We start from the raw sequence: 26723 nt of genomic DNA, 5'->3' as shown, positions 1-26723 counted from the left end.
CCCGTCCGTTCGAGGAGCGGGACCCTACGGCACCACCACGATCTTCCGGCCCACGCCCGACGCGAACTGGTCCAGTGCCTGGGGGTACTGGTCCAGCGGGAGGCGGTCGCTGATGAAGACGTCCGGGTCGAGGACGCCGTTGGCGAAGAGTTCCGCCGCGCGTTCGTAGCTGTGCAGGACCGCCATGGAGCCCGTGATGGTGATCTCCTGGTTGTAGATCCGGTACGGGTCGATCTCCACCCGGGTCGCGTAGTCGGCGACCCCGAACTGCAGGAACGTCCCCGCCTTGGCGACCCGCCCGAGGCCGTCCTGGATCGCCGCCGCGTTGCCGGTCGCGTCGATGACCAGGTCCCAGCCCTGCGGGCGGTCCAGTTCGTCGGGGGTGGCCGCGGACGCCGAGACGCCGAGGCGGCGGGCGGTCTCCAGGCGCGTCGGGTTGAGGTCCACCATGTCGACGCTCGCCGCGCCGGTCCGCTTGGCCAGCTCCAGCATCATCAGGCCCATCGTCCCGGAGCCGTAGATCAGCACATGGGCGCCGAGGCGGGACTGGAGCACGTCGTAGCCGCGCACCGCGCAGGACAGCGGTTCGATGAGGGCCGCGTCCTGCGTGCGCACGTGCTCGGGCAGCCTCACGCAGTTCGCCACCGGCGCCACCGCGAACTGCGCGGCCCCGCCGGCCGTGGTGACGCCGATCGCCGCCCACCGCTCGCACAGGTTGTTGTGGCCGGTACGGCAGTAACGGCACTCGTAGCAGTACAGGGACGGGTCGACGGCGACCCGGTCGCCCACGGACACCTCGGTGACCTGGGAGCCGACCCCGACGACCTCGCCCGCGAACTCGTGCCCGGGCACGATCGGCAGCTTGGGCGCGAACTCGCCCTGGAGGATGTGCAGGTCGGTGCCGCACAGGCCGCACGCGGCGACCTCGACGACGACCTCGCGCGGGCCGGGCGTCGGGTCGGGGACCTCGGCGACGACGGCCTTGCCCACGGACTCGATGACGGCGGCCTTCATTTCACGGCTCCCAACGACAGGCCCTGGACCAGCTTGTCCTGGGCGGCGAACCCCGCGGCGAGCACCGGCAGGGAGATGACGAGCGACGCGGCGCACACCTTGGCCAGGAACAGGCCCTGGCTGGTGATGAAGCCGGTCAGGAAGACGGGCGCGGTCTCGGCGACGACGCCGGTCAGCACCCGGGCGAAGAGCAGTTCGTTCCAGCTGAAGATGAAGCAGATCAGGGCGGTCGCGGCGATGCCCGGCAGGGCGATGGGGGCCACCACCCGGGTGAGGATCGTCGGCAGCTTCGCCCCGTCCACCCGGGCCGCCTCGATCACCGCGACGGGGATCTCGGCGAGGAAGGACTGCATCATCCACACCGCGATCGGCAGGTTCATGGAGGTGTAGAGGATGACCAGCAGCCAGATGTTGTCGAGCATGCCGGTGTTCTTCGCGAACAGGTACAGCGGCAGCAGGCCCGCCACGGCCGGCAGCATCTTCGTCGACAGGAAGAAGAACAGGACGTCCGTCCACTTCCGCACCCGCCGGATCGACAGCGCGTAGGCCGCCGGAAGGGCGAGCGCCAGGACGAACAGCGTCGAGACGAGCGACGCCACCGCCGAGTTGATCAGCGCCGGCCAGGGGCTGGCGCCGCCGCCCGCGCCGAAGAACTCCCGGTAGCCGTCCAGGGTCAGGGACGCCGCGAAGGACGGCGGATTGGTCGCCGCGTCCTGCTCGGAGTGGAAGGACGTCAGCGCCATCCAGGCGATCGGCAGGAAGAACGCGATCCCGAGCAGCCAGGCCACCAGGCCGAGGCCCGTTCCCTTGCGGCGGCTGCGAAGTCGTACGGCCACGGCGCTCATGCGCGCGACACCTCCTCGCGGAACAGGGACGACACCACGCGCAGCGCGAAGGTGGCGATGATGATCGAGCCGATGACCACCAGGACGCCGGCGGCCGAGGCGAGGCCGTTCTCATGGGCCTGGTAGAAGCTCTGGTAGACGGTGTAGGGGAGGTTGGCGGTGCCCAGGCCGCCGGACGTGATCGTGAAGACCGCGTCGAAGTTCTGGACGATGTAGATCGAGCCGAGCAGGGCGCCGAGTTCGAGGTAGCGGCGCAGATGCGGCAGCGTGAGGTGGCGGAAGATCTGCCAGTCGCTCGCGCCGTCGACGCGGGCCGCCTCGATCTGCTCGTGGTCGCGGCTCTGCAGGCCGGCCAGCAGGATCAGCATCATGAACGGCGTCCACTGCCAGACCAGCGAGGCCTCCACCGCGAGCAGCGGGGTGCTGGAGATCCAGTCCGGCTGTGGGCCGCCCACATAGTGCAACAGCCCATTGAACAGACCGTATTCGGGGTTGTAGAGCACATGCTTCCAGAGCAGTGCGGCGGCGACGGGCACGACCAGGAACGGGGCGATCAGCAGGGTGCGGACCACGCCGCGGCCCTTGAACCTGCGGTCGAGCAGCAGGGCGAGCACCAGGCCGAGGACGAGGCTGGCCAGCACCACCGCGACGGTGAGGAGCACGGTCGTCCACACCGAGTGGCGCAGGTCGGCGTCGGTGAGGACCTCCTGGTAGTTCTCCAGGCCGGCGAAGTGCCGGGCGTCCGGGTAGAGGGAGTTCCAGTCGAAGAACGAGATGACCAGCGTCGCCACGAACGGCAGCTGGGTCACCACGATCATGAAGACCAGCGCGGGCAGCAACGGGGCCCTGGTCGCCCAGTTGCGCAGCCGGGCGGAGGGCGGACGGGTGGTGCGTACGGATGGCGTGGCCACGGGGGCCGTGGTGGTGGCTGTCATCGCCCCTCGTACTCCTCGGAGATCTTCTCGGCGAGCTGCTGGGACTTCCTCAGGGCCGACTCGACGGACTGGCGTCCGGCGATGGCCGCGCTGATCTCCTGGGAGACCTTGGTGCCGAGGTCGGTGAATTCGGGGATGCCGACGAACTGGATGCCGGGCGCGGGCCGCGGCTGCACACCGGGGTCCTTCGGACGGGCGCCCTCGATGGACTCCTTCGTCATCTCCTGGAAGGCGGCCGCCTCCGCGCGGTAGTCCGGGTTGGCGTAGGTGGAGGCACGCTTGCCCGCCGGGACGTTGGACCAGCCGAACTCGTCGCCCACCAGCTGCTCGTACCGCTTGCCCGAAGCCCAGGAGACGAACTTCCACGCCTTGTCGGGGTTGCGGGAGGCGTCCTGGATGCCCCACGCCCAGGTGTAGAGCCAGCCGGCGGACTCGGTCTTCTCCACGGGGGCCGGGGCGTAGCCGACCTTGCCCTTGACCGGGGACTTCGCCGCCTCCAGGGAGCCGGCCGCCGAGGTGGCGTCGTACCACATGGCGACCTTGCCCTGGGTCATGTTGTTCAGGCACTCGGCGAAGCCGGACTGGGCCGCGCCTGACTCGCCGTGCTCACGCACCAGGTCGACATAGAACTTCGTCGCCTTCTTCCACTCGGGGGAGTCCAGCCGCGCGTTCCAGTCCTTGTCGAACCAGGTGCCGCCGAAGGTGTTCACGACCGTCGTCAGCGGGGCCATGACCTCGCCCCAGCCCGGCAGCCCGCGCAGGCAGATGCCCTTCATGCCCGGTTCGGCGCCGTCCGTCTTCGCCGCGAACTCCGCCACCTGCTGCCAGGTGGGGTGCGCGGGCATCGTCAGGCCCGCCTTCTCGAAGACGTCCTTGCGGTACATCAGGAAGGACGACTCGCCGTAGAAGGGCTGGCCGTACAGCTTCCCGTCGTCGCCGGTGAGGGACTCGCGCATCGGTGCGAGGACGTCCTGCTCGTCGTAGCCGGGGTCCTGGGCGACGAAGGAGTCCATCTCCTTCAGCCAGCCGTTGCGGGCGTAGATGGGTATCTCGTAGTTGGAGAGCGTGGCCACGTCGTACTGGCCGGCCTGGTTGGCGAAGTCCTGGCTGATCTTGTCGCGGACGTCGTTCTCGGGGAGCACGGTGAAGTTGACCTTGATGCCGGTCTCCTGGGTGAAGCGCGGCGCGAGCTTCTGCAGCTCGGTCATCTGGGGGTTGTTGACCATCAGGACGTTGATGGCGTCGCCCCCGGAGCCGGCCCCGCCCGCTCCGGTCCAGCAGCCGGAGAGCAGCGGGGCGAGCAGCGTCCCTGCGGCGGCCGCGGCGAGCGTGGCTCGCGGTGGCCGTCGTCGGCTCTGGGTTCGCATGGATCGCTCCTGGACGTGAGGGACTTATGGGGAGATAAGGGGCGGCCGACGGTGTGGCGGCACCCCGTGGGGAGTGGGGGCCGCGTCAGACGCGGATGACCTGCGGCCCCATGAGCGCGTAGCGGTGGGCCTCGGTGGACGGGAGCAGGGTGCTCGTGACGATCGTCTCCAGTGCGCCGATGTCCGCGAACCGGCAGAAGCTGACCGCCCCGAACTTGGTGTGCACGCCCGCGAACACGGTGCGGCGCGCGGCGCGGATGGCCTGTGCCTTGACCTCGCTGACCGCCGGGTCCGGCGTGGTGAGGCCGTGTTCGCGGGAGATGCCGTTGGCGCCGATGTACGCCAGGTCGATGACGAAGCCGGCCAGCATCTTGGTGGTCCAGTGGTCGACCGTGGCGAGGGTGCCGGACCGGACCCGCCCGCCGAGCAGGAGCACGGAGGCGTGCTCGGACCCGGCGAGGGCGCCGGCGACCGGCAGGGACGCGGTGACCACGGTGAGCGGCCGGTCGGTGGGCAGGGCCTCGGCGATGAGCTGCGGGGTGAAGCCCTCGTCGACGAAGACCGTCTCGGCGTCCCCGAGCTGGTCGGCCGCGGCGGCCGCGATCCGGCGCTTCTCGGGCACGTGGCTGGTGGCGCGGAAGGCGAGCGTCGTCTCGAAGCCGGCGCTCTCCACGGGGTAGGCGCCGCCATGGGTGCGGCGGAGCAGCCCGTGGTCCTCCAGGACCCGCAGGTCCCGGCGTACGGTCTCCTTGGCCACGCCCAGCTCGACGGCGAGCGCGGTGACGTCCACGGAGCCGTCGCGCCGTGCGGCCAGCACGATCTCGCGCTGGCGGTCCTCGGCCGTTCTCGTGCTCATGCCGCTACGTGCCCTTCGCCGCTGATGGTCTGGCCCGTTCGCCACCGGAGGGGTCCGGCCGGTGCCCGTTCGGGCCCGGAGGCGTCCTTGGGGGAAAGTTCTACAGCGGGTGTGCGGGCCTGACCAGCTCTGTTGCGCGCCCGATGCTGCCCGTATGCGCCCGTTCACGGTGCGGGGTGCCCGTCTCGGACCTGCGAGGTTGTGCGCGGCGGCGTGGGATCGGGCGCGGCCGGTGCCCGAAAGCGGCGGCGGGCGGGCCCGTTCGGTGCCCGCCCGCCGTTTTCCGGCCACGCGTTCCGGTCAGTGCGGCCAGATCGGCGGGTCGCTGACGAAGTGGCCGCCCAGGTGGGCGTGCGCGATGTTCTCCGGGTCGAGCTCGCCCTGCTCGGTGATCAGTTTCTGCGCGTACGGCTCGGAGTCGTCCTGCGGCTCGTAGCCGAGGGCGCGGGCGCTGCCGAGGTCCCACCACAGGCGGGTGTTGGCGGAGGAGCCGTGGACGACGGTGTGTCCGACGTCCGGCGCGGTCAGGGCCGCGTGGAAGAGGCGCGCGCCGTCGGCGGGGCTCATCCACACCGACAGCATGCGCACGCTGGTGGGCTCGGGGAAGCAGGAGCCGATGCGCACGGACACCGTCTCCAGGCCGTGCTTGTCCCAGTAGAGCTGGGCCAGGTCCTCGCCGAAGCACTTGGACAGGCCGTAGAAGGTGTCCGGGCGGCGCGGGGTGTCGACGGGGATCAGGGGGTCGTCGCCCTGAGGGCGGGGGGTAAAGCCGACGGCGTGGTTGGAGGAGGCGAAGACGATCCGTCCGACGCCCTCCTCGCGGGCGGCCTCGTAGAGGTGGTAGGTGCCCTGGATGTTCGCCCGGAGGATCTTCTCGAAGGGGGCTTCCAGGGAGATGCCGGCGAGGTGGATCACCGCGTCGACGCCCCGCACGGCCTCGCGCAGCGCCTCCCGGTCGGCGAGGTCGGCGACGATCGCGTCGGGCTCGTCCTCGATGGGGCGCATGTCGAGCAGCCGCAGGTCGTAGCCGTACGCCGGGAGCAGGCCGCGCATCAGGGTGCCGAGGCCGCCGGCGGCGCCGGTGAGCAGAACGGTGCGGGGTGCGGGCATCCTCGGGGCTCCTGGGCTCGGCTCTGCGCGGTCGGGATCGGGCAGGGATGAGAGGCCGCATGCTTGGACCGTATTCACATGCATGGACAAGCTAAGGAGCGGTCAGCGATGGCGTCAAGTCTCCCGCGAGGTGGGCCGATTCGCCGCCGTTCCGCCCCGATGCGCGCTTGACCGGCCTCGATGGCGCTCCTTAGGCTGACGTCGTTCAAGAATATGGACGTGGATCAGAAACGTGAGCGCCTGTTCTAGGGAGAGCCCGTGACGTCAGCCCCTCTCGCCGTACGCCTGAGCCTTCCCGGCGGGCCGCTGTTCTTCCCCGTCACCGCCTACGGCCCCGACGGATCGCTCGACCTCGACACCTACCGCACGCATGTCCGGCGCGGCGTCGACGCCGGGGCCGCCGCCGTCTTCGCCTGCTGCGGGACCGGGGAGTTCCACGCGCTCACCCCCGAGGAGTTCCAGGCGTGCGTCCGGGCCGCCGTCGAGGCCACCGAGGGCCGGGTGCCGGTCGTCGCCGGAACCGGCTACGGCACCGCCCTCGCCGCGCGCTACGCGGGGCTCGCCGAGGACGCGGGCGCCGACGGGCTGCTCGCCATGCCGCCGTATCTCGTCGTCGCCGGGCAGGAGGGGCTGCTGCGGCACTATCGCGCGCTCGCCGCCGCGACCGCGCTCCCCGTCGTCGTCTACCAGCGCGACAACGCCGTGTTCACCCCGGACACGGTCGTCGAACTGGCCCGTACGGACGGGATCATCGGCCTCAAGGACGGCCTCGGCGACCTCGACCTCATGCAGCGGACCGTCAGCGCCGTCCGCTCCGAGGCGCCCGGTGACTTCCTCTACTTCAACGGCCTGCCGACCGCCGAGCAGACCCAGCTCGCCTACCGCGCGCTCGGCGTCACCCTCTACTCCTCCGCCGTGTTCTGCTTCGCCCCCGAGATCGCCCTCGCCTTCTACCGGGCCCTGCACGACGGCGACGAGGACACCGTGGGCCGCCTCCTGGACGGCTTCTACCGTCCGTTCGTGGAGCTGCGCGCCCAGGGGCCGGGATACGCCGTCGCCCTCGTCAAGGCCGGTGTACGGCTGCGGGGCCTGGACGTGGGGGAGGTGCGGCCCCCGCTGCACGAACCCGCCGAGGACCACGTCAAACAGCTCGCGCAGCTGATCGAGCGCGGCCACACCCTGCTGGACCCGGACGCGGAGGAGGCCCGGTGAGGGCGTCGGCGTTCGTCTACCCCTGGGACGTCAACGGGGACCCGGAGGCTGCAGGGCGGATCGCCGGGCTCGGCGTGCGGCAGGCGACCCTCGCCTCGGCCTACCACTCCACCCGTGCCCTCACCCCGCGCCACCCCCGCCACCGCGTCGTGACGGCGGACCACGCGGCCGTGCTCTACCCGGCCGCCGCCCGCTGGGAGGGCCGTGAGCTGCGCCCGTACCCGGCGGGCGACTGGGCGCCCGGCGACGCCTTCGGCGAGGCGGCCGCCGCGCTCGCGGACGCCGGTCTGGAGGTGCACACCTGGGTGGTGCTCGCGCACAACTCCCGGCTGGGCGCCGAGCATCCGGCCACCTCGGTCGTCAACGCCTACGGCGACCGCTACCCGTGGGCCCTATGCATCGCGCAGCCCGCCACACGCGCGTACCTCGTCGACCTCGCCGCCGAGGCCGCCGTACGGCCCGGGGCACGGGGCACCGAGCTGGAGTCGCTCGGCTGGTACGGGCTCCAGCATCTGCACGCCCACGACAAGACCGCCGGGGTCGCGCTCGGGGACGCCGGGCAGTACCTGATGTCCCTCTGCTTCTGCCCGGACTGCGCACAGGGTTACGAGGCACAGGGCGCCGACGCGGGCGCGCTGGCCGCCGCCGTGCGCGCCGCCCTCGAACCGCTGTGGCGCGGCACCGCCGCCGACGAGGGCTGGGCCGGCGTCGAGAAGACGCTCGGCGAGGAGTACGCGGCGGCCACGCGCGCGTGGCGGGACGCGACCGCCCGCACCCTCCAGGAGGCCGCGGTCGAGGCGGTCCGGCGAGCCGCCCCCACCGGCTTCCAGGTGCTGCTGCACGCCGACCCGGTCACCTACCACTGCGGCGCCAACGCCGGTGTCGACCCCGCGCACATCCTCTCCGTCGCGGACGGCGTCGTCGTGCCCTGCGCGGGCGGCCCGCGGCCGCTCACCCCGTTCGCGGAACAGGGCCGCGCCGGGGCGGTCCTCGCCGCCAACCTCCAGGTGGTCTCCGGGATGGGCGGCAGCCCCGGCACGCTCGCCGCGGACGCGGCCCGCGCGCGGGACCGGGGCGCCACCGAACTGCGGCTCTATCACGCCGGGTTGGCGTCGGACGACGACCTGTCGACGGTACGGGAGGGGCTCGCCGCGCTCTGACGCGGCAGGGCCGCCAGGAGCAGGTCCAGGCCGACCGGCAGCGGCTTGCGGCGGACCGTGTCGGTCAGGGCGCCGAGGACGGGGCCGGCGGCGGTGGGCGCCCACAGGGCGAGCAGGCGCAGGGTCGCGAGCCTGTCGGAGTCGGTGAGGTCTCCTACGCCGGCCACCAGCCACAGCGCCGACGTGCCGAAGCCGCGGACCACGACGGCGGACAGGTGGAGGCGGGCGTCGCGGTGACGCAGGACGCGGGGCGGGTGCCGTGGCCGGGGAACGGTGCGCTTCATGCCCGCCCCCTGTGCGGCTGAGGCGGGGCGGGGGCGGGGGCATCGGGCCACCGCCTTGGAGTGCGCCCCGGGTCAGCTCCCGTCGTCCCCCGCCGCGGCCGCGTCAGGTTTCGTATGGAGGACCTCGCGGGCCTGCTCGGCGGCGCGGACGAGGCTCTCGGCCACGAACTGCAGGAAGCGGCCGACGTTCTCCAGCCGGACGGCCGCCGGGGTGCCGGGACCGAGCACGTCCATCCCCTCACGGGCCAGCTCCACCTGCTCCTCCAGGGAGCGGGCACTGGCGATCATCGACTGGTACCAGAGGTCGTCGTCGATGACGTACCGCTCGCGCCGGCGTTCGTCGCGCTCCCGGCGCACCAGGGACTGGCTCTCCAGGAAGCTGATCGACTTCGAGACGGTCGCCGGGCTGATCTGCAGGCGCCCGGCGAGTTCGGCCGCCGTCATGCTGCCGGTGTCGCTGGTGAGGAGACAGACCATCACCCGCGACATCGACTTGGCCAGGCCCGACCCCATCATCACGGTGGTGAACCGCTCCTCGTACTCGGCGACGGCGTCCGCGTCCCGCCCGTACGGCAGCGGCCCGGACGCCGCGCCCGGCGACGAGGCCGACCTGCGCCGGTGCGCCCGGCGCTCCGCCGCGCGGTGGGCGAGGTCCGCGCGGTACTCGGTGGGGCCGCCGTTGCGCATGACCTCACGGGTGATCGTCGACGTCGGCCGGTCGAGGCTCCTCGCGATCTCCGCGTAGGCCAGCCCGTCCGCCAGCCCCATGGCGATCCGCTGACGTTCCTCCTGGGTGAGCCTGCCTCCCGGCATCGCGTCCTCCTCCTTCGTGCGCGCAGGACGTCAGCGTAGCGTTCAGGTCCATTTCATTGCAACGAACGGAACTTCTTCCGTTGCATTGCAGTCAGGGTCGTTGCAACGAAATCGGGTAACTGACCTGGGATTACTGAACTCTGACGCAACAAGCATGTTGCTCAGTCTGTGAATGCAACGTAGCGTTTCGAGAGTTAGAAACAGCAAGACACAACCTGAGGAGAACGCCATGCACACGTTCGACGCCCCCGCCCCGATCGCCCTCGTCGTCGACGTCCCCGCCGGCCGTCTCCAGCTCATCGCCGGTGACCGCGACGACGTCACCGTCGAGGTGCGGCCCGCCGACGCGGCCCGCGGCCGTGACGTCCAGGCCGCCGAGCGGATCGACGTCACCTGCGCCGACGGCGTCCTCAACGTCACCGCCGCCCCGCTGACCGGCGCCCGTGCCCTGCGCGACTCCGGCTCCGTCGAGGTGACCGTCCGGCTCCCCGCCGGCTCCCGCGTCGACGCCAAGGCCGCCCTCGCCGAACTCCGCGGCGTCGGACGTCTCGGCGACCTCGCCTTCGAGGGCGCCCAGGCCACCGTCACGGTCGACGAGGCCGACAGCGCCCGTCTCAGCGTCCAGGCCGGCGACATCACGGTCGGCCGGCTGCGCGGCGGCGCCGAGATCAGCACCCAGAAGGGCGACATCGACGTCACCGAGGCCGTCGGCGGCCAGGTCACCCTGCGCACCGGGCACGGCGCCGTCACCGTCGGCGCCGCCCGCGACGTCTCCGCCTCGCTCGACGCCGGCACCGCCTACGGCCGCGTCCACAACAGCCTGAGGAACACCGAGGGCGCCGGCGCCGCCCTCCAGATCCACGCCACCACCGGCTACGGCGACATCACCGCCCGCAGCCTCTGACGCCACACCCGGACCACACAGGGGGAACCCACTCATGACCGACGCGGCCATCACCGCGCACGACCTGCGCAAGTCCTACGGCGACACGACCGTCCTCGACGGCGTCGACCTGACCGTCCCCCAGGGATCGATCTTCTCCCTGCTCGGACCCAACGGTGCCGGGAAGACCACCGCCGTCAAGATCCTGTCCACCCTCATCCCGCCCGGACCCGGCAGCGGCCCGATCCGGGTCGGCGGCCACGACCTCGCCGCCGACCCCCAGGCCGTACGCGCCGCCATAGGCGTCACCGGGCAGTTCTCCGCCGTCGACGGCCTGATCACCGGCGAGGAGAACATGCTCCTCATGGCCGACCTGCACCACCTCTCCAAGGGGGAGGGCCGGCGGGCCGCCGCCGAACTGCTGGAGCGCTTCGACCTCACCGAGGCGGCCCGGAAGCCCGCGTCCACCTACTCCGGCGGCATGAAGCGGCGCCTGGACATCGCCATGACGCTGGTCGGCGACCCGAGGATCATCTTCCTCGACGAGCCGACCACCGGTCTCGACCCGCGCTCGCGGCACTCCATGTGGCAGATCATCCGCGAACTGGTCGCCGACGGTGTCACCGTCTTCCTCACCACCCAGTACCTGGAGGAGGCCGACGAACTCGCCGACCGCATCGCCGTGCTGAACGACGGCACGATCGCGGCCGAGGGGACCGCCGAGGAACTCAAGCGGCTGGTCCCCGGCGGACACGTCAGGCTCCGCTTCACCGACCCGGCCGCCTACCGGGGCGCCTGCGCCGCGCTGCGCGAGGTCCACCGGGACGACGAGGCCCTCGCGCTGCAGATCCCGAGCGGCGGCAGCCAGCGCGAACTGCACGCGCTCCTCGGCCGGCTCGACTCCCTCGGCATCGAGGCCGACGAGCTGACCGTGCACACCCCCGACCTCGACGACGTCTTCTTCGCCCTGACCGGCGACGCCGTCATCCCCGGACAACCCAAGGAGAACGCCCGATGAGCACCCTCTCCCTCGCCGTACGCGACTCCTCGACCATGCTGCGCCGCAACCTGCTGCACGCCCGGCGCTACCCGTCCCTCACGCTGAACCTGCTGCTCACGCCGGTCATGCTGTTGCTGCTCTTCGTCTACGTCTTCGGCGACACGATGAGCGCCGGCATCGGCGGCGGTGCCGCCGACCGCTCCGCGTACGTCGCGTACATCGTGCCCGGCATCCTGCTCATGACCATCGGCAGCACCACGGTCGGCACCGCGGTCTCCGTCTCCAACGACATGACCGAGGGCATCATCGCCCGCTTCCGCACCATGGCGATCCACCGCGGCTCCGTGATCGTCGGGCACGTCGTCGGCAGTGTGATCCAGTCGGTGGCCAGTGTGGTCGTCGTCGGCGCGGTGGGCGTGGCCATCGGCTTCCGCTCCACCGACGCCACCGTCCTGGAGTGGGTCGCCGCGTTCGGACTGCTCGTGCTCTTCGCCACCGCGCTGACCTGGATCGCGGTCGGCATGGGCCTGATCAGCCCGAACGCCGAGGCCGCCGGCAACAACGCGCTGCCGCTGATCCTGCTGCCGCTGCTGTCCAGCGCGTTCGTCCCCCTCGACGCGATGCCGGGCTGGTTCCGGCCGATCGCCGAGTACCAGCCGTTCACCCCGGCCATCGAGACCCTGCGGGGGCTGCTCCTCGGCACCGGCATCGGTCACCACGGCTGGCTGGCCGTGGCCTGGTGCCTGGGCCTCGCGGTCCTCGGCCACCGCTGGTCGACGGCCCGGTTCGACGCCGAACCGAAGTGACCACCGGGGCGGGCCGGAGCCCGGCGGGAATCCGCCGGAACCTGTCGGTTCTCCCCCTGGGGCGGGCCGGCACCCGGACCTAGCGTGGTGGCCTGTCCACGTGGTCCATGGGAAAAGGCACTTCGCATGCAGTACGTCGCACCGATCGGCGTCGGTCTCGTCTACGTCCTCCTGATGTCCCTCATCCGGGAGCCGCACCGGCGCCGCTTCAACGCCGTCATGGTGGCCGGCGCGGGAGCCGCCTATCTGAGCGGCGGCGGGCTGGGCGGCTGGGAGTTCGCGTTCACGGCGGTGGCCACCTGGGTCGCGTACCGGGGACTGGACTCCTGGACGTTCGTGGGCGTCGCCTGGCTGCTCCACACCGCGTGGGACGCCGTCCACCACCTCAAGGGCAACCCGATCATCCCCTTCGCCCACACCTCCTCGCTGGGCTGCGCGATCTGCGACCCGGTGATCGCCCTGTGGTGCTTCGCGGGCGGCAGGACCCCGCGCGAGCTGTGGGCGGGGCTGCGGGGAACGGGGGAGCGGGCCGGGGACCCGGCGCGGGCGGCCGCCCTCACGACGCGCTGACCCGGCGGGGCGGGCACCGATGAGTTCCGGCCCCGCGGCCGGTCCACCCTTCACACGATCGATCCGTGAGGAGCCGGCTCATGACGGACACCACTCTCGACCTCGGACCTCAGGCGCGCGCCGTCGCCCGTCTCGCCCTGGCCGTCCGGGACGACCAGCTCGCGGCACCGACGCCCTGCCCGGACCTCGCCGTCCGTCATCTGCTGGGCCACCTGCTCGGCCTGTCCGTCGCCTTCCGCGACGCCGGCCGCAAGGACCTGGGCGCCACGACGGACACCAGCCCGGAGTCCGCCGTGCCGGACATCGGGCCCGGCTGGCGCGAGGAACTGCCCAAGGTCCTCGACGAGCTCGCCGAGGTGTGGCGGGCCCCCGGCCCGTGGACCGGGACGACCCGCGCGGGAGGCATCGACATGCCCGGCGCCGTCGCGGGCGCGGTCGCCGTGGACGAACTGGTGATCCACGGCTGGGACCTGGCCCGCGCCACCGGGCAGCCGTACGACCCCGACCCCGCCGCGGTGCGGGCCTCCTACGAGTTCCTGCGGGCCGCCGCCGACGAGAACGGCCAGGGCGGGGACGGCATCTTCGGTCCCGTCGTCCCGGTGCCGGACGAGGCGCCCCTGCTGGACCGGGCGGTGGGCCTGAGCGGGCGGAACCCCGGCTGGAGCCCGGCCCCGTAGGGGAACGGGGGGCCCGCCCCCGGTCCGGCCCGCCGAGGTGCGGGCCGACCGCCGCGCGTTCCACCACTGCCGCTTCCTCGGCCACCAGAACACCCTGCACGCCGGCTTCCGCGCCCTCGACGCCCTCGCCGTCGGTACTTCGCGCACGGCCACGCCGAGGGCAAGGTCGACTTCGTCCTCGGGCGGGCCACCGCCGTCTTCGGGAACGGCCCCTCCCGCACCCTGACCAGGACGGACCTCGCGGGCGTCCCGTGCGGTTTCGTGTTCGTCCCGTCGACGGCCCGCGCCACCCCGTACGACTTCCCCGTGACCCGCGGCCGGATCAGCGGGGAGGCGCCGCGCGGCTTCTACAGGGTCGCCCCACCCTGGGCGCCCGGGCTCCGACCCGACCGCTCGGCGCCCCGACGAAGAGCGAACGCCCCGCCGGTCGTCACCGGCGGGGCGTTCGGCGCTGCCGGCCGAGGGGGGCTCAGGCCGGCAGGTCCCGGGGCGTGTGGGGGGCGCTCCATGAAGTCAGATGACGGGAACCGGAGTTCGGTTGCCTCGACGGCCGCGGACGCGCGGGAGGTCTTCCGCCGATGCCCTTCCGTAACACGGCGAAAACCTGAAACCCCCACGGCGGGGGAACAATCCAGCCAGCATTCGCACAGTGATCCTTCGGGCGACGAGGAGTGACGCCATGTCAGAAGCGCAGAAGGTGGACGACCGGGCCAGAGCCCCCGAACCGGGCGTGAGCAGCCTCGACCGTTTCTTCCGGATATCCGAGCGCGGGTCCACCCTGCCCCGGGAGATACGCGGCGGCTTCGCCACCTTCTTCACGATGGCCTACATCCTTGTCCTGAACCCCATCATCCTGGGCAGTGCCAAGGACAAGTTCGGCCACCAGCTCGACCCCGTCCAGCTCACCACCGCCACCGCCCTGGTCGCCGCGGTCATGACCGTCATCATGGGCGTCGGCGGCAACCTGCCCCTCGCGCTCGCCGCCGGTCTCGGCCTCAACGCCGTCGTCGCCTTCCAGATCGCACCGCTCATGTCGTGGGACGACGCGATGGGGCTGATCGTGCTGGAGGGCCTGCTGATCTGCGGGCTCGTCGTCACCGGGCTGCGCGAGGCCGTCATGCACGCCATCCCGCAGCCGCTCAAGCAGGCGATCAGCGTCGGGATCGGCCTGTTCATCGCGTTCATCGGCTTCGTCGACGCCGGCTTCGTCAGCCGTATCCCGGACGCCGCGAACACCACCGTGCCGGTCCAGCTCGGTGGCACCGGCTCCCTCGGGGGCTGGCCGATCCTGGTGTTCTGCGTCGGCGTCCTGCTGACGATCGCCCTGCTCGCCCGCAAGGTGAAGGGCGCCATCCTGATCAGCATCGTCACCATGACGGTCGTCGCGATGATCATCGACTCCCTGGCCGACGTCAAGAGCTGGGGCCTGACCACCCCCGCGTGGCCCGACCAGGTGGTGGACACCCCCGACTTCGGCCTCCTCGGCCACTTCAGCCTGTTCGGCGCCTTCGGGGAGACCACCGCCCTCACCGTGGTCCTGCTGATCTTCACGCTGATCCTGTCGGACTTCTTCGACACCATGGGCACGGTCGTCGGCGTCAGCGCGGAGGCCGGCCTCCTCGACGAGCAGGGCAAGGTGCCGAACCTCGGGCGGGTGCTGCTCATCGACGGTGCCGCGGCGGCCGCGGGCGGCGCGGCGTCGGCCTCCTCCGCCACCTCCTACATCGAGTCGGCGGCCGGCGTGGGGGAGGGGGCCCGCACGGGCTTCGCCAACCTGGTCACCGGCGGCCTCTTCGCGCTCGCGCTGTTCCTCACCCCGCTGCTCACCATCGTCCCGCTCCAGGCCGCCGCCCCCGCCCTGGTCGCCGTGGGCTTCCTGATGATGACGCAGGTCAAGAACATCGAGTGGGACACGTACGAGATCGCCATCCCGGCGTTCCTGACCATCGCTGTCATGCCCTTCACGTACTCGATCACCAACGGCATCGGCGCGGGGTTCGTCGCCTACGTCCTGATCAAGATCGTGCTCGGCCGGGCCAAGGAGGTGCACTGGCTGCTGTGGGGCACCTCGGCGCTGTTCCTGGTGTACTTCGCCATCGACCCGATCGAGCAGCTCCTCGGCGTACGGTGACGGCGCCCAACACGCCCTAGCCGCGCAGGGCCGCCTCCATCACCTTCCGGGCCACGGGGGCGGCCAGGCCGTTGCCGCTGACCTCGGAGCGGGCCGCGTCCGACTGCTCCACCAGCACCGCCACGGCGACCTCCTTGCCGTCGGCCTTCGCGTAGGACGTGAACCAGGCGTACGGCGTCTTGCTGTTCTTCTCGCCGTGCTGGGCGGTGCCCGTCTTGCCGCCGACGGTCGCGCCCGCGATGCGCGCGTTGGTGCCGGTGCCGTCCTCGACGACCGTGCGCATCGCCGACTGCAGCTGTTCGGCGGTGCGGGAGCTGACGATCTCCTCGCTCCCCGCGCGGTCGTCGTAGTCCTCCAGGACGTCGCCGCCACCGTCGGTGATCTGCGCCACCATGTGCGGTGAGACCAGCGTGCCGCCGTTGGCGATGGCGGCCGACACCATGGCCATCTGCAGCGGCGTCGCGGTGACGTCGAACTGCCCGATGCCGGACAGCGCGGTCTGTGCCTCGTCCATGTCCGTCGGGTACACGCTCTCGTACGCCCGCACGGGCACGTCCCGCTCGTCGTCGTTGAAGCCGAACTTCTCGGCCATCGCGCGGACCTTGTCCTGGCCCAGATCGACGGCGAGGCTCGCGAAGACGTTGTTGCACGAGTACTGCAGGGCGACGCGGATGGAGGCGTCCTCGCAGGGCGCCGAGGGGTTCTCGTTCGTCAGCTTGCTGTTCGACTGCGCCAGCGGGTACGGGTCCGGGCTGTCCGTCGGGTCGTCCACCGACTTGTACAGGCCGTCCTCCAGTGCCGCCGCGGCGACGACCAGCTTGAACGTCGAGCCGGGCGGCAGCGGCTGGCGCAGCGCGCGGTTCGTCATGGGCTTGTCCGGGTCGCCGGTCAACCGCTTCCAGGCGTCCGCGTCACCGGTGGTGATCTTCGACGGGTCGTACGACGGGGTGGAGGCGACCGCCAGGATCCGGCCCGAGGACGGGTCGATCGCGACGGCCGCACCCTTCTTGTCGCCGAGCGCGTCGTAGGCGGCCTTCTGCACGGCGGGGTCGATCGTGGTGACGACGTTGCCCGGGTCGGACCGCTTGTTGGTCACCGTGTCCAGCACGCCCTTGAGACGGCTGTCGGTGCCGTCGAGCAGGTCGCGGTAGACGCCCTCCAGCTGGGTGGCCCCGAACGCCTGCGAGCTGTAGCCGGTCACGGCCGCGTACAGCGCGCCGTCCCGGTACGTCCGCTTGTACGCCAGGTCACCGCCCGTCGTCGGGGCCGAGCCGGTGACCGGCTTGCCGCCCACGATGATGTCGCCGAGCGGCGCGCTGTACAGCGCGATCGTGTTCCGCCGGTTGTCCTTGTCGTCCGCGAGGGCACGGCCGTCGTAGAACTGCACCCAGGTCGCCCTGACCAGCAGGGCGAGCACCAGGAGCAGTGTGAAGACGGAGGCCCGCCTGATCGTCTTGTTCATCCCACTTCCAGAGACGAACGAATCGGGCGCGATCGTTCCATGCGTCCCGTTTTCTCATCGGACGTTCATGGAGCGGGCTCCGGCGGGCGGGTGCGTCAGTCCTCCAGGTGCAGGACGAGCTCGTCGATCTCCGTGCCCCGCGCGGGCGCGAAGCCGCGCGCCTTCGCCGTCACCCGGAAACCGCACTTGAGCAGCACCCGCAGCGAGCCCTCGTTGTCCGCGGCCGCGCGTGCGAACAGCGGGCGCTCGGGCACCTCCTCGAGCAGCCGGCGCAAGGCCGCCGTCGCGATGCCCCGGCCCCAGTACGCGCGGTCGACCCAGTACGTCACCTCCCGCTCACCGGGCTCCCCGTACACGGCGGCGCTGCCCACCACGTCCCCGTCGGCCAGGATCGTGCGCGGGACGTCGGAGGAGGCCAGGACGCGCCGCCAGTGGGCGTCGAACGCGGCCCGGTCGGCCGGGTCCTCGGGGGTGAAGGCCGCCATGTGCAGGGCCTCCGGATCGTTCAGCTGGCGGTAGAAGACCGGCAGGTCGCTGTGGTGCACCGTGCGCAGTTCGACGTCCATGACGTCAGAGCCTACGGGTGGCCAGGGTCAGTCTGTCCCGCGCGTCGAACAGCGCGTCCTTCACCATCTGCTCGTGCGCGGGCGTCAGCCGCGCCACCGGGACCGAGCAGCTGATCGCGTCCCGGGCCGGTGTGCGGTAGGGGATGGCGACGCCGAAGCAGCGCAGCCCCAGCGTGTTCTCCTCGCGGTCGACGGCGAAGCCCTGCTCGCGGACCTGGTGCAGCTCCTCGATGAGCTTCTCCCGGTCGGTGATGGTGTTCTCCGTCAGCGCGGGCAGCGTCTCCGGGAGCATCTTGCGGACCTGCTCGTCGGAGTACGTGCTCAGCAGCGCCTTGCCGAGCGAGGTCGAGTGCGCGGGCAGACGGCGCCCGACCCGAGTGAAGGGCCGCAGGTAGTGCTGGGACTGGCGGGTGGCCAGGTACACCACGTTGGTGCCGTCGAGGCGGGCCAGGTGGATGGTCTCCGTCGTGTCGTCGGAGAGCCGGTCCAGGGTGGGCCGGGCCGCCGCGACCACCTCGTCGCCGTCGATGTAGGAGGTGCCGACGAGCAGGGCGCGGACGCCGATGCCGTACCGGGTGCCCGTCGCGTCGGTCTCCACCCAGCCCAGCTCGACCAGGGTGCGCAGCAGCATGTAGAGGCTGGACTTGGGATAGCCGACGGCCTCCTGGACCGCCGCGAGGGAGTGCATGCCGGGGCGCCCGGCGAAGTACTCCAGCAGTTCGACCGTCCGTACCGCGGACTTGACCTGTGCCCCGCCGCCCGTCTCGCCAGCCGTCATCGCCCTTGACCCCTTTGTTCGACGAGGATCTGCGGATAGGGTCTCCGCAGCACATTCATCATCAGAGACAACGTTCAGTATATCGAACGAGCCTGGTGGATGGCCGTGCAGTTTCCGAAGTGCGGCAATACAGGTGGAGGGACCCGCGGTGGCAGCAGCACCAGTCTGGAGTGTCGACCCCCGAACCGGGAAGCAGCGTGAACAGGTCGCGGTCGAGGCCACGGCCGAGGAGGTGGACACCGCGGTCCGCGCCGCGCACGAGGCGCGCGCCTCCCTCGCCGACCGCACCGTCCGCGCCGCCTTCCTGCGCACCGCCGCCGACCGGCTCCAGGCCGCCGGGGACCAGCTCGTCGAGGCCGCCGACGCCGAGACCGCGCTCGGCCCCGTCCGGCTCACCGGCGAACTCACCCGCACCTGCTACCAGCTGAGGGCCTTCGCCGACATCGTCGACGAGGGCGCCTTCCTCGGCGTCGTCATCGACCACCCCGACGACACCGCCACCCCGCCCGTGCCGGACCTGCGCCGCTACAAGGTCCCGCTCGGCGTCGTCGCCGTCTACTCGGCGTCCAACTTCCCCTTCGCCTTCTCCGTCGCGGGCGGCGACACCGCGAGCGCCCTCGCCGCGGGCTGCCCGGTCGTCGTCAAGGCCCACCCCGACCACCCCGCGCTCTCCGAGCTGGTCGCCCATGTGCTGCGCACGGCCGCCGCCGAGCACGGCGTCCCGGCCGGCGCCGTCGGCCTGGTGCACGGCTTCGAGGCCGGTCTCGAACTCATCCGGCACCCGCTGGTCGCCGCGGCCGGCTTCACCGGGTCGGTGCGCGGCGGCCGGGCGCTGTTCGACGCGGCGGCCGCCCGCCCGGTCCCGATCCCCTTCCACGGCGAACTGGGCTCGCTGAACCCGGTGCTCGTCACCGAGGCGGCCGCGGCCGAGCGCGGCGAGGCCATCGGCACCGGGCTCGCGGGCTCGATGACGCTGGGCGTCGGGCAGTTCTGCGTGAAGCCGGGCCTCGTCCTGGTGCCGTCCGGCGCGGCCGGCGACGGCCTGGTCAAGTCGCTGACCGACGCCGTCAGCGACTCCGAGGCGGGCGTCCTGCTCGACCACCGGATGCGTGACAACTTCCTCGCCGGCGTGGCCGAGCGCAAGGGACTGCCCGAGGTGGACTCGCCGGTGACCCCGGGCGCGGGCGGCGAGCACACCGTCAGCGCCGGGTTCCTCACGGTCTCCGCGAGCGCGCTGGCCGAGGAGGGCGCCCACGACGTGCTCCTGGAGGAGTGCTTCGGGCCGGTGACGGTGGTCGTCCGCTACGACGACGAGGCCGAGGCCACCCGGGTGCTGTCCCGGCTGCCGGGCAACCTGACGGCGACCGTCCACCTGTCCGCCGAGGAGGCCGCGGGTCAGGGACGCGGGGCCGGCATCCTGGCGGAGCTGACGCCGCTGGCCGGACGCGTCCTCGTCAACGGATGGCCGACGGGTGTGGCCGTCGCCCCGGCCCAGCACCACGGCGGGCCCTACCCGGCGACGACCTCGACCTCCACCTCGGTCGGCGGCACGGCCATCGAGCGCTGGCTGCGGCCCGTCGTGTACCAGGGGGCGCCCGAGGCGCTGCTGCCCCCGGAGCTGCGGGACGACAACCCGCTCGGGCTGCCCCGCCGCCTCAACGGCGCCCTGGAGGTCTGACGGCGCCGGGGCGGGCGTTCCGCCACCGCGCCTGGAAGAATCCGGTCATGGACCTGGAGATACCCGAACTGCCGTTCCCGCTGCGCACCTACGGCCCGGACGGCCACTGGGCCTACGAGGACGGCATCCTCTCCGGCTGGGCCGGCCCGCGGCAGGACCGCTTCGTGCCGCCCACCGGGGAAGCCCTGGACGCCGCCTCCGACGCACCGCGGCTGCTGGGCGCGCCCGAGGGCGACTTCCAGCTGATCGCCCGGGTCACCGTCGGGTTCGCCGGCGCCTTCGACGCCGGGGTGCTCTACGTCCACGTGGGCGAGCGGGCCTGGGCCAAGCTGTGCCTGGAGTACTCCCCGGACGTCCCGACCGTCTGCACGGTCGTCACCCGCGGCCACTCCGACGACGCCAACTCCTTCACCGTGGACGGGAGTTCGGTGTGGCTGCGGGTGAGCCGCACCGGCCGTGCCTTCGCCTTCCACGCCTCCCGCGACGGCGAACGCTGGACCTTCGTCCGCCTCTTCACGCTCGGCGACGAGAAGGGGACCGGAGCCGCCCTGGTCGGGTTCATGGCCCAGTCGCCGCTGGGGGAGGGCTGCGTGGTGACCTACGACCACCTCGCCTTCCGGCCCGACTGGCCCAAGGACCTGCGCGACGGGAGCTGACCGGCGCGCCGGCCGCCCGGAACCGGGGGGCGCGCGGCCACGTCCTCCGAGGCATGATCCATGACCGAGTCCCGGCGGGCCGCGTGATCCGCCCCGCCCTGCCCGCCGAGCTGGCCGACGTCGTCGCGCTGCACGCCCGCGCCCGCGCGACCTACTACCCGGACGGGCTCCCGCAGGACGGCACCGACTGGTCCGCGTCCTGGCGCACCGCCGTCGAGCGGCCCGACGGGCGGGTGCTGTGCGTCGTCGAGCGGGGCCGCCTCATCGGCCTGGCCTCGTTCCGCACCCCCGAGGGCGCACCCGCCGACCTGGTCAAGCTGTACCAGTTCCACGTCGACCCCGATCACTGGCGCCGGGGCGTCGGCACCGCCCTGCACCGGGCCTGCGTCGAGGAGTGGACGGCCGACCGCCGGCGCACGGCCGTCCTCGACGTGCACATGGACAACCGGCGCGCCCAGGACTTCTACGCCCGCCAGGGCTGGCAGCCCGACCCGGACAACCCGCCCGCCGACGGCGACCACCACCGGTACCTGCGCTTCGCCGTCCCCGGCGCCTGACCCGCACGGGGGAATGAAACCGGCTGCTTGAACGTTCATCGACCCGGCGGAGGGAGTCTCCGCACCCGAACGAGCCGAAGAGAGCCACACACCATGCGCGTCGAGATCTGGAGCGACATCGCCTGTCCGTGGTGCTACGTGGGCAAGGCCCGCTTCGAGAAGGCGCTCGCCGCCTTCCCGCACCGCGACCAGGTCGAGGTCGTCCACCGTTCCTTCGAACTGGACCCCGGGCGCGCCAAGGGCGACATCCAGTCCGTGATCACCATGCTGACCAAGAAGTACGGCATGAGCGCCGCCCAGGCACGGGCCGGCGAGGAGAACCTGGGCGCGCAGGCCGCCGCGGAGGGGCTCGCCTACCGCACCGAGGGCCGTGACCACGGCGGCACCTTCGACATGCACCGCCTGCTGCACCTCGCCAAGCGGCACGGCCGCCAGGACGAGCTCGTCCAGATCCTGTACCGGGCGAACTTCGCCGAGGAGCGGTCCGTCTTCGCCGAGGGCGACGAGCGCCTGGTGGAGCTGGCCGTCGAGGCCGGACTCGACGCCGACGAGGTACGCCGGGTCCTCGCCGACCCGGCCGCCTACGCCGACGACGTCCGCGCCGACGAGCGCGAGGCCGCCCAGCTCGGCGCCACCGGTGTCCCGTTCTTCGTGCTCGACCGCACCTACGGCGTCTCGGGCGCCCAGCCCGCCGAGGTCTTCACGCAGGCGCTGACCCAGGCGTGGGGCGACCGTTCGCCGCTGACGCTCCTCGACACGGGTGACGCGGACGCGTGCGGCCCCGACGGGTGCGCGGTCCCGCAGGGCTGACGAAACCGCAGGTCAGCCGCGATACATAAGCGTTGCTTAGACGAATGACGTAAGAAATCGCAATGGACCCGCACGGTTCAGAGGGCTCAGAGTTGGGTCATGGAGACCTTCGAGAGCCTCGTCCGCGCAGAGTTCGCCCCGAAGAACGTCTATCTGAACACCGCCAGCAACGGCCTGCTCCCGGCCCGCACCGTCGCCGCCCTCGACCGGGCCGCGCGGATGCGGGCCGACGGCGTCGCGCTGGGCTCGCTGTACGAGGACGTCGAGGCGGTCCGGGCCTCCTTCGCCCGGCTGGCCGGGGTCCCCGTCGAGCGGGTCGCGCTCGGCGGGTCCGTGGCCGAGTACGGTGCGCTGATCGCCGCCTCCCTGCCCGAGGGCGCCGAAGTCCTCACCGCGGAGGGCGACTTCGCCTCCCTGGTGAACCCCTTCCACATGCGCGGCGACCTCAAGGTGCGCTCCGTCCCGCTGGAGCGCCTCGCCGAGTCCGTCCGTCCGGACACCGCGCTCGTCGCGGTCAGCTCCGCGCAGTCCGCCGACGGGCGGCTCGCCGACCTGTCCGCGGTGCGCCGCGCCGCCCGGGCCCATGGGGCCCGCACCTATGTCGACGCCTCCCAGTCGGTGGGCTGGCTGCCCCTGGAGGCCGCCGAGGACGACTTCACGGCCGCCGTCGCCTTCAAGTGGGTGCTCGGCCCGCACGGCATCGCGTTCTTCGTCGCCCCCGAGGACTTCGGCGGGCTGACGCCGCTGCTCGCCGGCTGGATCGCCGGGGAGGTGCCGTGGGAGAGCTGCTACGGCCCGGTGCGGGAACTCGCCGGGTCCGCACGGCGGTTCGACATCAGCCCGGCCCTGTTCGGCTTCGCCGGGCTGCGCGCCTCCCTGGAACTGGTCGAGCGGCTGGGCGTGCCCGCCATCCAGGCCCACGACCTCGCGCTGGCCGACCGCTTCCGCGCGGGCCTGGCCCGCCTCGGGCACAGCCCGGTGCCCGCCCCGGGCTCCGCCATCGTGTCCGTGCCCGGACTCGGCTCCCGGCAGGCCGAGTTGAGCCGCGCGGGCATCGAGGTCTCCGACCGCGCGGGCAACCTGCGGGCCGCCTTCCACCTCTACAACACCGCCGCCGACGTCGACCGGCTGCTGGACGCCCTGTCCGGCTGAGCCCCGCGCACACGGCGACGCGGCCCGCCCCCGTACGAGAAGTACGGGCGGGCCGCGTCGCCGTGCGCGCGAGAGGTCACCTCACCGGGGTGAAGTCCCTCGCGCCGACGAACTCCGGCCGCCGGACCGGAGCCGCGAAGGGGTCCACGGCGGCGTTCTCGACGCTGTTGAACACGATGAACACGTTGCTGCGCGGGAACGGCGTGATGTTGTCGCCGGAGCCGTGCATGCAGTTGCAGTCGAACCAGGTCGCCGAACCGGCCTTGCCCGTGAAGAGCTTGATGCCGTACTCCGACGCCATCGTCGTCAGCGCCTCGTCGGACGGCGTGCCCGCGTCCTGCATCTGGAGCGACTTCTTGTAGTTGTCCTTCGGCGTCTCTCCCGCACACCCGAGGAAGGTCTTGTGGGAGCCGGGCATGATCATCAGCCCGCCGTTGGTGTCGTGGTTCTCCGTCAGCGCGATCGAGACCGAGATGGTGCGCATGTTCGGCAGGCCGTCCTCGGCGTGCCAGGTCTCGAAGTCCGAGTGCCAGTAGAAGCCGCTGGCGCCGAAGCCGGGCTTGACGTTGATCCGCGACTGGTGGACGTAGACGTCCGAGCCGAGGATCTGCCGGGCCCGGCCGACGACCCGCTCGTCGCGCACGAGGTTCGCGAACACCTCGCTGATCTTGTGCACCTCGAAGACGGACCGGATCTCCTTGGACTTCGGCTCCACGATGGAGCGCTCGTCCGCGCGGATCTCCGGGTCGTTCACGAGCCGCTCCAGCTCGCGCTGGTACACGGCGACGTCGTCCGGGCCGATCAGCTGGTCCATGGCGAGGAAGCCGTCGCGGTCCAGGGCCCGCAGATCAGTGGCCGAGACCGGGCCGGGCGTGTCCGCGGAACCCCAGACGACGGGGTCCTGCCGCGGGGTCGCCACCTCGGTGGCACCGCGGGTCGGGTAGAGATCGGTGACGTGCGTGGTCGTGGTCACGGTGACTCACACCTCCTCGGTGAGCAGCGGGTAGACGCCGTTCTCGTCGTGGTCCTCCCGTCCGGTCACGGGCGGGTTGAACACGCAGATGCAGTGGAAGTCCTCCTTGACCTCGAGCGTGTGCCGCTCGTGGCCGTTGAGGAGGTACATGGTGCCGGGCGTGATGTGGTACCGCTTCCCGGTCTCGCGGTCGGTCAGCTCGGCATCGCCCTTGGTGCAGACCACGGCCTCGATGTGGTTGGCGTACCACATGTCGGTCGTCGTCCCCGCGTACAGGATCGTCTCGTGCACGGAGAAGCCGACCCCCTCCTTGGCGAGGACGATGCGCTTGCTCTCCCAGGTGCCGGACGCCGATTTCACGTGGCGGTCGGTGCCTTCGATCTCCTTGAACGAACGGACGATCACGGTGTTGCGATGCCTCCTAGGTGGTGGTGTTCCCTGCCGGGTACCGGTCAGGCGGTCTCGCGGACGGCGCGGGCGAGGACGCTGAGTCCCTCGTCCAGCTCGTCCGGGGTGATGGTCAGAGCGGGCAGCAGCTTCACGACCTCGCTCTCGGGCCCGGACGTCTCGATGAGCAGCCCGAGCTCGAAGGCCCGGTGGGCGACCCGGCCGGCGCGCTCCTTGTCGTGGAACTCCAAGCCCCACACCAGGCCGCGCCCGCGGTACTCCTTGACGTCGGGCAGGTTCTCCTCGCAGATCGCGATCAAACCCTGCTCGACCTGCTCGCCGCGGGTGCGGGTCTGCTTCTCCATCGCCGAGCCGTCGGCCCAGTACGACTCCAGCGCCGCCGTCGCCGTGACGAAGGCGGGGTTGTTGCCGCGGAAGGTGCCGTTGTGCTCGCCCGGCTCCCAGATGTCCAGCTCGGGCTTGAACAGGCACAGCGACATGGGCAGGCCGTAACCGCTGATGGACTTGGACACGGTGACGATGTCCGGGGTGATGCCCGCCTCCTCGAACGAGAAGAACGCGCCGGTGCGTCCGCAGCCCATCTGGATGTCGTCGACGATGAGCAGCATGTCCTGGCGCTCGCACAGCTCGGCGAGCGCGCGCAGCCACTCGGGGCGGGCCACGTTGATGCCGCCCTCGCCCTGCACGGTCTCCACGATCACGGCCGCGGGCTTGTTCAGACCGGACCCCTGGTCCTCCAGCAGCCGCTCGAACCACAGGAAGTCCTCGACCGCGCCGTCGAAGTAGTTGTCGAACGGCATGGGTGTGCCGTGGACCAGCGGGACGCCGGCGCCGGCCCGCTTGAAGGCGTTGCCGGTGACGGCCAGCGAGCCCAGCGACATGCCGTGGAAGGCGTTGGTGAACGACACGATGGCCTCGCGGCCCTTGACCTTGCGGGCCAGCTTCAGCGCGGACTCGACGGCGTTGGTGCCGGTCGGGCCCGGGAACATGACCTTGTACGGCAGATCGCGGGGCCGCAGCACCAGGTCCTGGAAGGTCTGCAGGAAGGCCCGCTTGGCGCTGGTGGACATGTCGAGCCCGTGCGTGACGCCGTCCCGCTCCAGGTAGTCGATCAGAGCCCGTTTCAGGACGGGGTTGTTGTGCCCGTAGTTCAGTGACCCGGCACCGGCGAAGAAGTCCAGATACTCGTGGCCGTCCTCGTCGTACATGCGGCTGCCGCGCGCACGGTCGAAGACAGTGGGCCAGCCGCGGCAGTAGCTGCGCACCTCGGACTCGAGGGTCTCGAAGATGCTGAGGTCGGGCTGGGTGATGGTCACGACGAATCGCTCCTCGTTGCGTGGGGGGAGGTCAGAGGGAGAGGGGACCGATGCGGTACAGCACTTCGGGGTCGTGCGGCCCGTCCGGGAACAGTCCCGCCGGGAACAGCACCTCGCGCTCCAGCGCGGCGCCGTGGCGCTCGGCGAAGGAGGCGAACAGGCGCTCGGAGGCCGTGTTGCCCGGGGTGATGGTGGTCTCGACGCTCGTGACGCCGTGCTCGCGGTGCACGCGTGCGGCGAGCGCGTCCAGCAGGGACGCGGCGAGTCCGCGCCCGCGGTACGCGCCGTCCACGGCCACCTGCCAGACGAGCAGGGTGTGCGGACGCTCCGGCCGCACGTATCCGGTGACGAAGCCGACCGGTTCGCCGCGCTCGTCACGCGCGACGGCGGATGTGCCGGCGAAGTCCCGGCACCACAGCAGATAGCTGTACGACGAGTTCAGGTCGAGCGCCTCGGAGTCGCGGGCGATGCGCCACAGCGCGGCGCCGTCGGCTGTCGCCGGACGGTCGATGTGCAGGTCTGCTTGTGCGGCGGTCATGCAAATTGAATTTACCGAGGGAAATTGAAAAATGCATGGCTGGATGGGGTTACGTATGCCGTCGGCCTGTGTTATCACGCGGGCGTGAGTAGGGCCGCCCGTACGCAGCGAATCGCCCGTTTTGCTAGGTTAATACCGGACAAATCAACTGCGATGTGGAACGTGT

At 71.7% G+C, this 26723-nt stretch carries 27 protein-coding genes and 1 pseudogene; 13 read left to right on the top strand and 15 right to left on the bottom strand.

Annotation, left to right across the window (positions count from 1 at the left end; genetic code table 11):
- Nucleotides 1-24 precede the first annotated feature (24 nt).
- The 6 genes from ACFRAC_RS27965 to ACFRAC_RS27940 form a co-directional block, all read right to left on the bottom strand.
- Nucleotides 25-1014: a zinc-dependent alcohol dehydrogenase family protein gene (locus tag ACFRAC_RS27965; protein WP_382932507.1), complete on the bottom strand. Its 990-nt coding sequence runs from the start codon at nt 1012-1014 to the stop codon at nt 25-27.
- Nucleotides 1011-1859 carry a carbohydrate ABC transporter permease gene (locus tag ACFRAC_RS27960; RefSeq protein WP_361343267.1) on the bottom strand — a complete coding sequence of 283 codons (849 nt, stop codon included), beginning with the start codon at nt 1857-1859 and terminating at the stop codon, nt 1011-1013. The genes ACFRAC_RS27965 and ACFRAC_RS27960 overlap by 4 nt, the downstream gene beginning before the upstream one ends.
- The gene (locus ACFRAC_RS27955) at nt 1856-2794 is read right to left on the bottom strand and encodes a carbohydrate ABC transporter permease (RefSeq protein WP_382932499.1); all 939 of its coding nucleotides are present in this window, start codon (nt 2792-2794) and stop codon (nt 1856-1858) included. Before ACFRAC_RS27955 ends, ACFRAC_RS27960 begins: the two co-directional genes overlap by 4 nt.
- Nucleotides 2791-4161: an ABC transporter substrate-binding protein gene (locus ACFRAC_RS27950; RefSeq protein ID WP_382932488.1), complete on the bottom strand. Its 1371-nt coding sequence runs from the start codon at nt 4159-4161 to the stop codon at nt 2791-2793. The genes ACFRAC_RS27955 and ACFRAC_RS27950 overlap by 4 nt, the downstream gene beginning before the upstream one ends.
- 85 nt (nt 4162-4246) lie before the next feature.
- Nucleotides 4247-5017 carry a DeoR/GlpR family DNA-binding transcription regulator gene (locus ACFRAC_RS27945; RefSeq protein ID WP_382932477.1) on the bottom strand — a complete coding sequence of 257 codons (771 nt, stop codon included), beginning with the start codon at nt 5015-5017 and terminating at the stop codon, nt 4247-4249.
- A gap of 300 nt (nt 5018-5317) precedes the next feature.
- Entirely contained in the window at nt 5318-6127 is an 810-nt protein-coding gene (locus tag ACFRAC_RS27940) for an NAD-dependent epimerase/dehydratase family protein (RefSeq protein WP_382932472.1), read from the bottom strand.
- Between the two features lie 258 nt (nt 6128-6385).
- On the opposite strand from ACFRAC_RS27940, the gene ACFRAC_RS27935 reads away from it, so the two are divergent.
- Together ACFRAC_RS27935 and ACFRAC_RS27930 are read left to right on the top strand one after the other, a co-directional pair.
- Nucleotides 6386-7339, top strand: a complete 954-nt coding sequence (locus ACFRAC_RS27935) for a 5-dehydro-4-deoxyglucarate dehydratase (RefSeq protein ID WP_382932460.1) — start codon at nt 6386-6388, stop codon at nt 7337-7339.
- The gene (locus ACFRAC_RS27930; RefSeq protein WP_382932456.1) at nt 7336-8499 is read left to right on the top strand and encodes a hypothetical protein; all 1164 of its coding nucleotides are present in this window, start codon (nt 7336-7338) and stop codon (nt 8497-8499) included. Before ACFRAC_RS27935 ends, ACFRAC_RS27930 begins: the two co-directional genes overlap by 4 nt.
- A 5-nt stretch (nt 8500-8504) precedes the next feature.
- On the opposite strand, the pseudogene ACFRAC_RS27925 reads toward ACFRAC_RS27930, so the two are convergent.
- Nucleotides 8505-8783: pseudogene (locus tag ACFRAC_RS27925) on the bottom strand (MFS transporter); the annotation flags it as partial.
- Nucleotides 8784-8855: 72 nt separating this feature from the next.
- Nucleotides 8856-9596 carry a helix-turn-helix domain-containing protein gene (locus tag ACFRAC_RS27920; protein ID WP_382932451.1) on the bottom strand — a complete coding sequence of 247 codons (741 nt, stop codon included), beginning with the start codon at nt 9594-9596 and terminating at the stop codon, nt 8856-8858.
- A gap of 229 nt (nt 9597-9825) precedes the next feature.
- On the opposite strand from ACFRAC_RS27920, the gene ACFRAC_RS27915 reads away from it, so the two are divergent.
- The 6 genes from ACFRAC_RS27915 (at nt 9826) to ACFRAC_RS27890 (ending at nt 15663) form a co-directional block, all read left to right on the top strand.
- Nucleotides 9826-10500, top strand: a complete 675-nt coding sequence (locus tag ACFRAC_RS27915) for a DUF4097 family beta strand repeat-containing protein (protein ID WP_382932448.1) — start codon at nt 9826-9828, stop codon at nt 10498-10500.
- Between the two features lie 34 nt (nt 10501-10534).
- Nucleotides 10535-11497, top strand: coding sequence for an ATP-binding cassette domain-containing protein (locus ACFRAC_RS27910; RefSeq protein WP_382932443.1), 963 nt, complete (start codon nt 10535-10537; stop codon nt 11495-11497).
- The gene (locus tag ACFRAC_RS27905) at nt 11494-12285 is read left to right on the top strand and encodes an ABC transporter permease (RefSeq protein ID WP_382932428.1); all 792 of its coding nucleotides are present in this window, start codon (nt 11494-11496) and stop codon (nt 12283-12285) included. Before ACFRAC_RS27910 ends, ACFRAC_RS27905 begins: the two co-directional genes overlap by 4 nt.
- 126 nt (nt 12286-12411) lie before the next feature.
- Nucleotides 12412-12855 carry a DUF6010 family protein gene (locus ACFRAC_RS27900; RefSeq protein ID WP_382932414.1) on the top strand — a complete coding sequence of 148 codons (444 nt, stop codon included), beginning with the start codon at nt 12412-12414 and terminating at the stop codon, nt 12853-12855.
- Nucleotides 12856-12935: 80 nt separating this feature from the next.
- Nucleotides 12936-13532, top strand: coding sequence for a TIGR03086 family metal-binding protein (locus ACFRAC_RS27895; RefSeq protein WP_382932406.1), 597 nt, complete (start codon nt 12936-12938; stop codon nt 13530-13532).
- Between the two features lie 679 nt (nt 13533-14211).
- Nucleotides 14212-15663 (top strand): NCS2 family permease, encoded by a 1452-nt coding sequence (locus ACFRAC_RS27890; RefSeq protein WP_382932401.1) that lies wholly within the window; start codon nt 14212-14214, stop codon nt 15661-15663.
- A 16-nt stretch (nt 15664-15679) separates the two neighbouring features.
- Here the strand turns inward: ACFRAC_RS27890 and ACFRAC_RS27885 are convergent, their stop codons facing one another.
- From ACFRAC_RS27885 to ACFRAC_RS27875, 3 genes are all read right to left on the bottom strand, one after another.
- On the bottom strand, nt 15680-17125 hold the full coding sequence (locus ACFRAC_RS27885) for a peptidoglycan D,D-transpeptidase FtsI family protein (RefSeq protein WP_382932396.1): 1446 nt from the start codon (nt 17123-17125) through the stop codon (nt 15680-15682).
- A 95-nt stretch (nt 17126-17220) separates the two neighbouring features.
- Nucleotides 17221-17691: a GNAT family N-acetyltransferase gene (locus tag ACFRAC_RS27880; RefSeq protein WP_382932387.1), complete on the bottom strand. Its 471-nt coding sequence runs from the start codon at nt 17689-17691 to the stop codon at nt 17221-17223.
- Nucleotides 17692-17695: 4 nt separating this feature from the next.
- Nucleotides 17696-18469, bottom strand: a complete 774-nt coding sequence (locus tag ACFRAC_RS27875; RefSeq protein WP_382932376.1) for an IclR family transcriptional regulator — start codon at nt 18467-18469, stop codon at nt 17696-17698.
- A gap of 148 nt (nt 18470-18617) precedes the next feature.
- Between ACFRAC_RS27875 and ACFRAC_RS27870 the strand changes: the two genes are divergently transcribed.
- From ACFRAC_RS27870 to ACFRAC_RS27850, 5 genes are all read left to right on the top strand, one after another.
- Nucleotides 18618-20147, top strand: a complete 1530-nt coding sequence (locus ACFRAC_RS27870) for an aldehyde dehydrogenase (NADP(+)) (RefSeq protein WP_382932368.1) — start codon at nt 18618-18620, stop codon at nt 20145-20147.
- Nucleotides 20148-20194: 47 nt separating this feature from the next.
- Nucleotides 20195-20803 carry a DUF1349 domain-containing protein gene (locus ACFRAC_RS27865; protein WP_382932362.1) on the top strand — a complete coding sequence of 203 codons (609 nt, stop codon included), beginning with the start codon at nt 20195-20197 and terminating at the stop codon, nt 20801-20803.
- A gap of 53 nt (nt 20804-20856) precedes the next feature.
- Entirely contained in the window at nt 20857-21360 is a 504-nt protein-coding gene (locus tag ACFRAC_RS27860) for a GNAT family N-acetyltransferase (RefSeq protein WP_382932356.1), read from the top strand.
- 93 nt (nt 21361-21453) lie between these two features.
- Nucleotides 21454-22170 (top strand): DsbA family oxidoreductase, encoded by a 717-nt coding sequence (locus ACFRAC_RS27855; RefSeq protein WP_382932346.1) that lies wholly within the window; start codon nt 21454-21456, stop codon nt 22168-22170.
- A gap of 99 nt (nt 22171-22269) precedes the next feature.
- On the top strand, nt 22270-23322 hold the full coding sequence (locus ACFRAC_RS27850; RefSeq protein ID WP_382932343.1) for an aminotransferase class V-fold PLP-dependent enzyme: 1053 nt from the start codon (nt 22270-22272) through the stop codon (nt 23320-23322).
- A gap of 76 nt (nt 23323-23398) precedes the next feature.
- Here ACFRAC_RS27850 and thpD read toward each other — a convergent pair whose 3' ends face one another.
- The 4 genes from thpD to ectA are packed head-to-tail and all read right to left on the bottom strand — an operon-like array spanning nt 23399 to nt 26557.
- Nucleotides 23399-24295: an ectoine hydroxylase gene (gene thpD, locus ACFRAC_RS27845; RefSeq protein WP_382932337.1), complete on the bottom strand. Its 897-nt coding sequence runs from the start codon at nt 24293-24295 to the stop codon at nt 23399-23401.
- A gap of 6 nt (nt 24296-24301) precedes the next feature.
- A complete protein-coding gene (locus tag ACFRAC_RS27840) occupies nt 24302-24700 on the bottom strand; it encodes an ectoine synthase (RefSeq protein ID WP_382932331.1) in 399 nt (132 codons plus the stop codon).
- 47 nt (nt 24701-24747) lie between these two features.
- A complete protein-coding gene (ectB, locus tag ACFRAC_RS27835) occupies nt 24748-26019 on the bottom strand; it encodes a diaminobutyrate--2-oxoglutarate transaminase (protein WP_382932325.1) in 1272 nt (423 codons plus the stop codon).
- Between the two features lie 31 nt (nt 26020-26050).
- Nucleotides 26051-26557, bottom strand: coding sequence for a diaminobutyrate acetyltransferase (gene ectA, locus ACFRAC_RS27830; protein ID WP_382932320.1), 507 nt, complete (start codon nt 26555-26557; stop codon nt 26051-26053).
- Nucleotides 26558-26723: the final 166 nt, after the last annotated feature.

Origin of the sequence: Streptomyces sp. NPDC056628 (assembly GCF_042792555.1) — a bacterium.
Lineage (GTDB): Bacteria > Actinomycetota > Actinomycetes > Streptomycetales > Streptomycetaceae > Streptomyces.
Note: the sequence above shows the minus strand (reverse complement) of the source record. Positions and strands in the feature narration are given on the sequence as shown.

Excerpts from the sequence above, each read along its gene's own strand:
- ACFRAC_RS27965 (WP_382932507.1), bottom strand. The coding sequence starts at position 1,014 with ATGAAGGCCGCCGTCATCGAGTCCGTGGGCAAGGCCGTCGTCGCCGAG.
- ACFRAC_RS27960 (WP_361343267.1), bottom strand. The coding sequence starts at position 1,859 with ATGAGCGCCGTGGCCGTACGACTTCGCAGCCGCCGCAAGGGAACGGGC.
- ACFRAC_RS27955 (WP_382932499.1), bottom strand. The coding sequence starts at position 2,794 with ATGACAGCCACCACCACGGCCCCCGTGGCCACGCCATCCGTACGCACC.
- ACFRAC_RS27950 (WP_382932488.1), bottom strand. The coding sequence starts at position 4,161 with ATGCGAACCCAGAGCCGACGACGGCCACCGCGAGCCACGCTCGCCGCG.
- ACFRAC_RS27945 (WP_382932477.1), bottom strand. The coding sequence starts at position 5,017 with ATGAGCACGAGAACGGCCGAGGACCGCCAGCGCGAGATCGTGCTGGCC.
- ACFRAC_RS27940 (WP_382932472.1), bottom strand. The coding sequence starts at position 6,127 with ATGCCCGCACCCCGCACCGTTCTGCTCACCGGCGCCGCCGGCGGCCTC.
- ACFRAC_RS27920 (WP_382932451.1), bottom strand. The coding sequence starts at position 9,596 with ATGCCGGGAGGCAGGCTCACCCAGGAGGAACGTCAGCGGATCGCCATG.
- ACFRAC_RS27915 (WP_382932448.1), top strand. The coding sequence starts at position 9,826 with ATGCACACGTTCGACGCCCCCGCCCCGATCGCCCTCGTCGTCGACGTC.
- ACFRAC_RS27910 (WP_382932443.1), top strand. The coding sequence starts at position 10,535 with ATGACCGACGCGGCCATCACCGCGCACGACCTGCGCAAGTCCTACGGC.
- ACFRAC_RS27905 (WP_382932428.1), top strand. The coding sequence starts at position 11,494 with ATGAGCACCCTCTCCCTCGCCGTACGCGACTCCTCGACCATGCTGCGC.
- ACFRAC_RS27900 (WP_382932414.1), top strand. The coding sequence starts at position 12,412 with ATGCAGTACGTCGCACCGATCGGCGTCGGTCTCGTCTACGTCCTCCTG.
- ACFRAC_RS27895 (WP_382932406.1), top strand. The coding sequence starts at position 12,936 with ATGACGGACACCACTCTCGACCTCGGACCTCAGGCGCGCGCCGTCGCC.
- ACFRAC_RS27890 (WP_382932401.1), top strand. The coding sequence starts at position 14,212 with ATGTCAGAAGCGCAGAAGGTGGACGACCGGGCCAGAGCCCCCGAACCG.
- ACFRAC_RS27885 (WP_382932396.1), bottom strand. The coding sequence starts at position 17,125 with ATGAACAAGACGATCAGGCGGGCCTCCGTCTTCACACTGCTCCTGGTG.
- ACFRAC_RS27880 (WP_382932387.1), bottom strand. The coding sequence starts at position 17,691 with ATGGACGTCGAACTGCGCACGGTGCACCACAGCGACCTGCCGGTCTTC.
- ACFRAC_RS27875 (WP_382932376.1), bottom strand. The coding sequence starts at position 18,469 with ATGACGGCTGGCGAGACGGGCGGCGGGGCACAGGTCAAGTCCGCGGTA.
- ACFRAC_RS27865 (WP_382932362.1), top strand. The coding sequence starts at position 20,195 with ATGGACCTGGAGATACCCGAACTGCCGTTCCCGCTGCGCACCTACGGC.
- ACFRAC_RS27860 (WP_382932356.1), top strand. The coding sequence starts at position 20,857 with ATGATCCATGACCGAGTCCCGGCGGGCCGCGTGATCCGCCCCGCCCTG.
- ACFRAC_RS27855 (WP_382932346.1), top strand. The coding sequence starts at position 21,454 with ATGCGCGTCGAGATCTGGAGCGACATCGCCTGTCCGTGGTGCTACGTG.
- ACFRAC_RS27850 (WP_382932343.1), top strand. The coding sequence starts at position 22,270 with ATGGAGACCTTCGAGAGCCTCGTCCGCGCAGAGTTCGCCCCGAAGAAC.
- ectA (WP_382932320.1), bottom strand. The coding sequence starts at position 26,557 with ATGACCGCCGCACAAGCAGACCTGCACATCGACCGTCCGGCGACAGCC.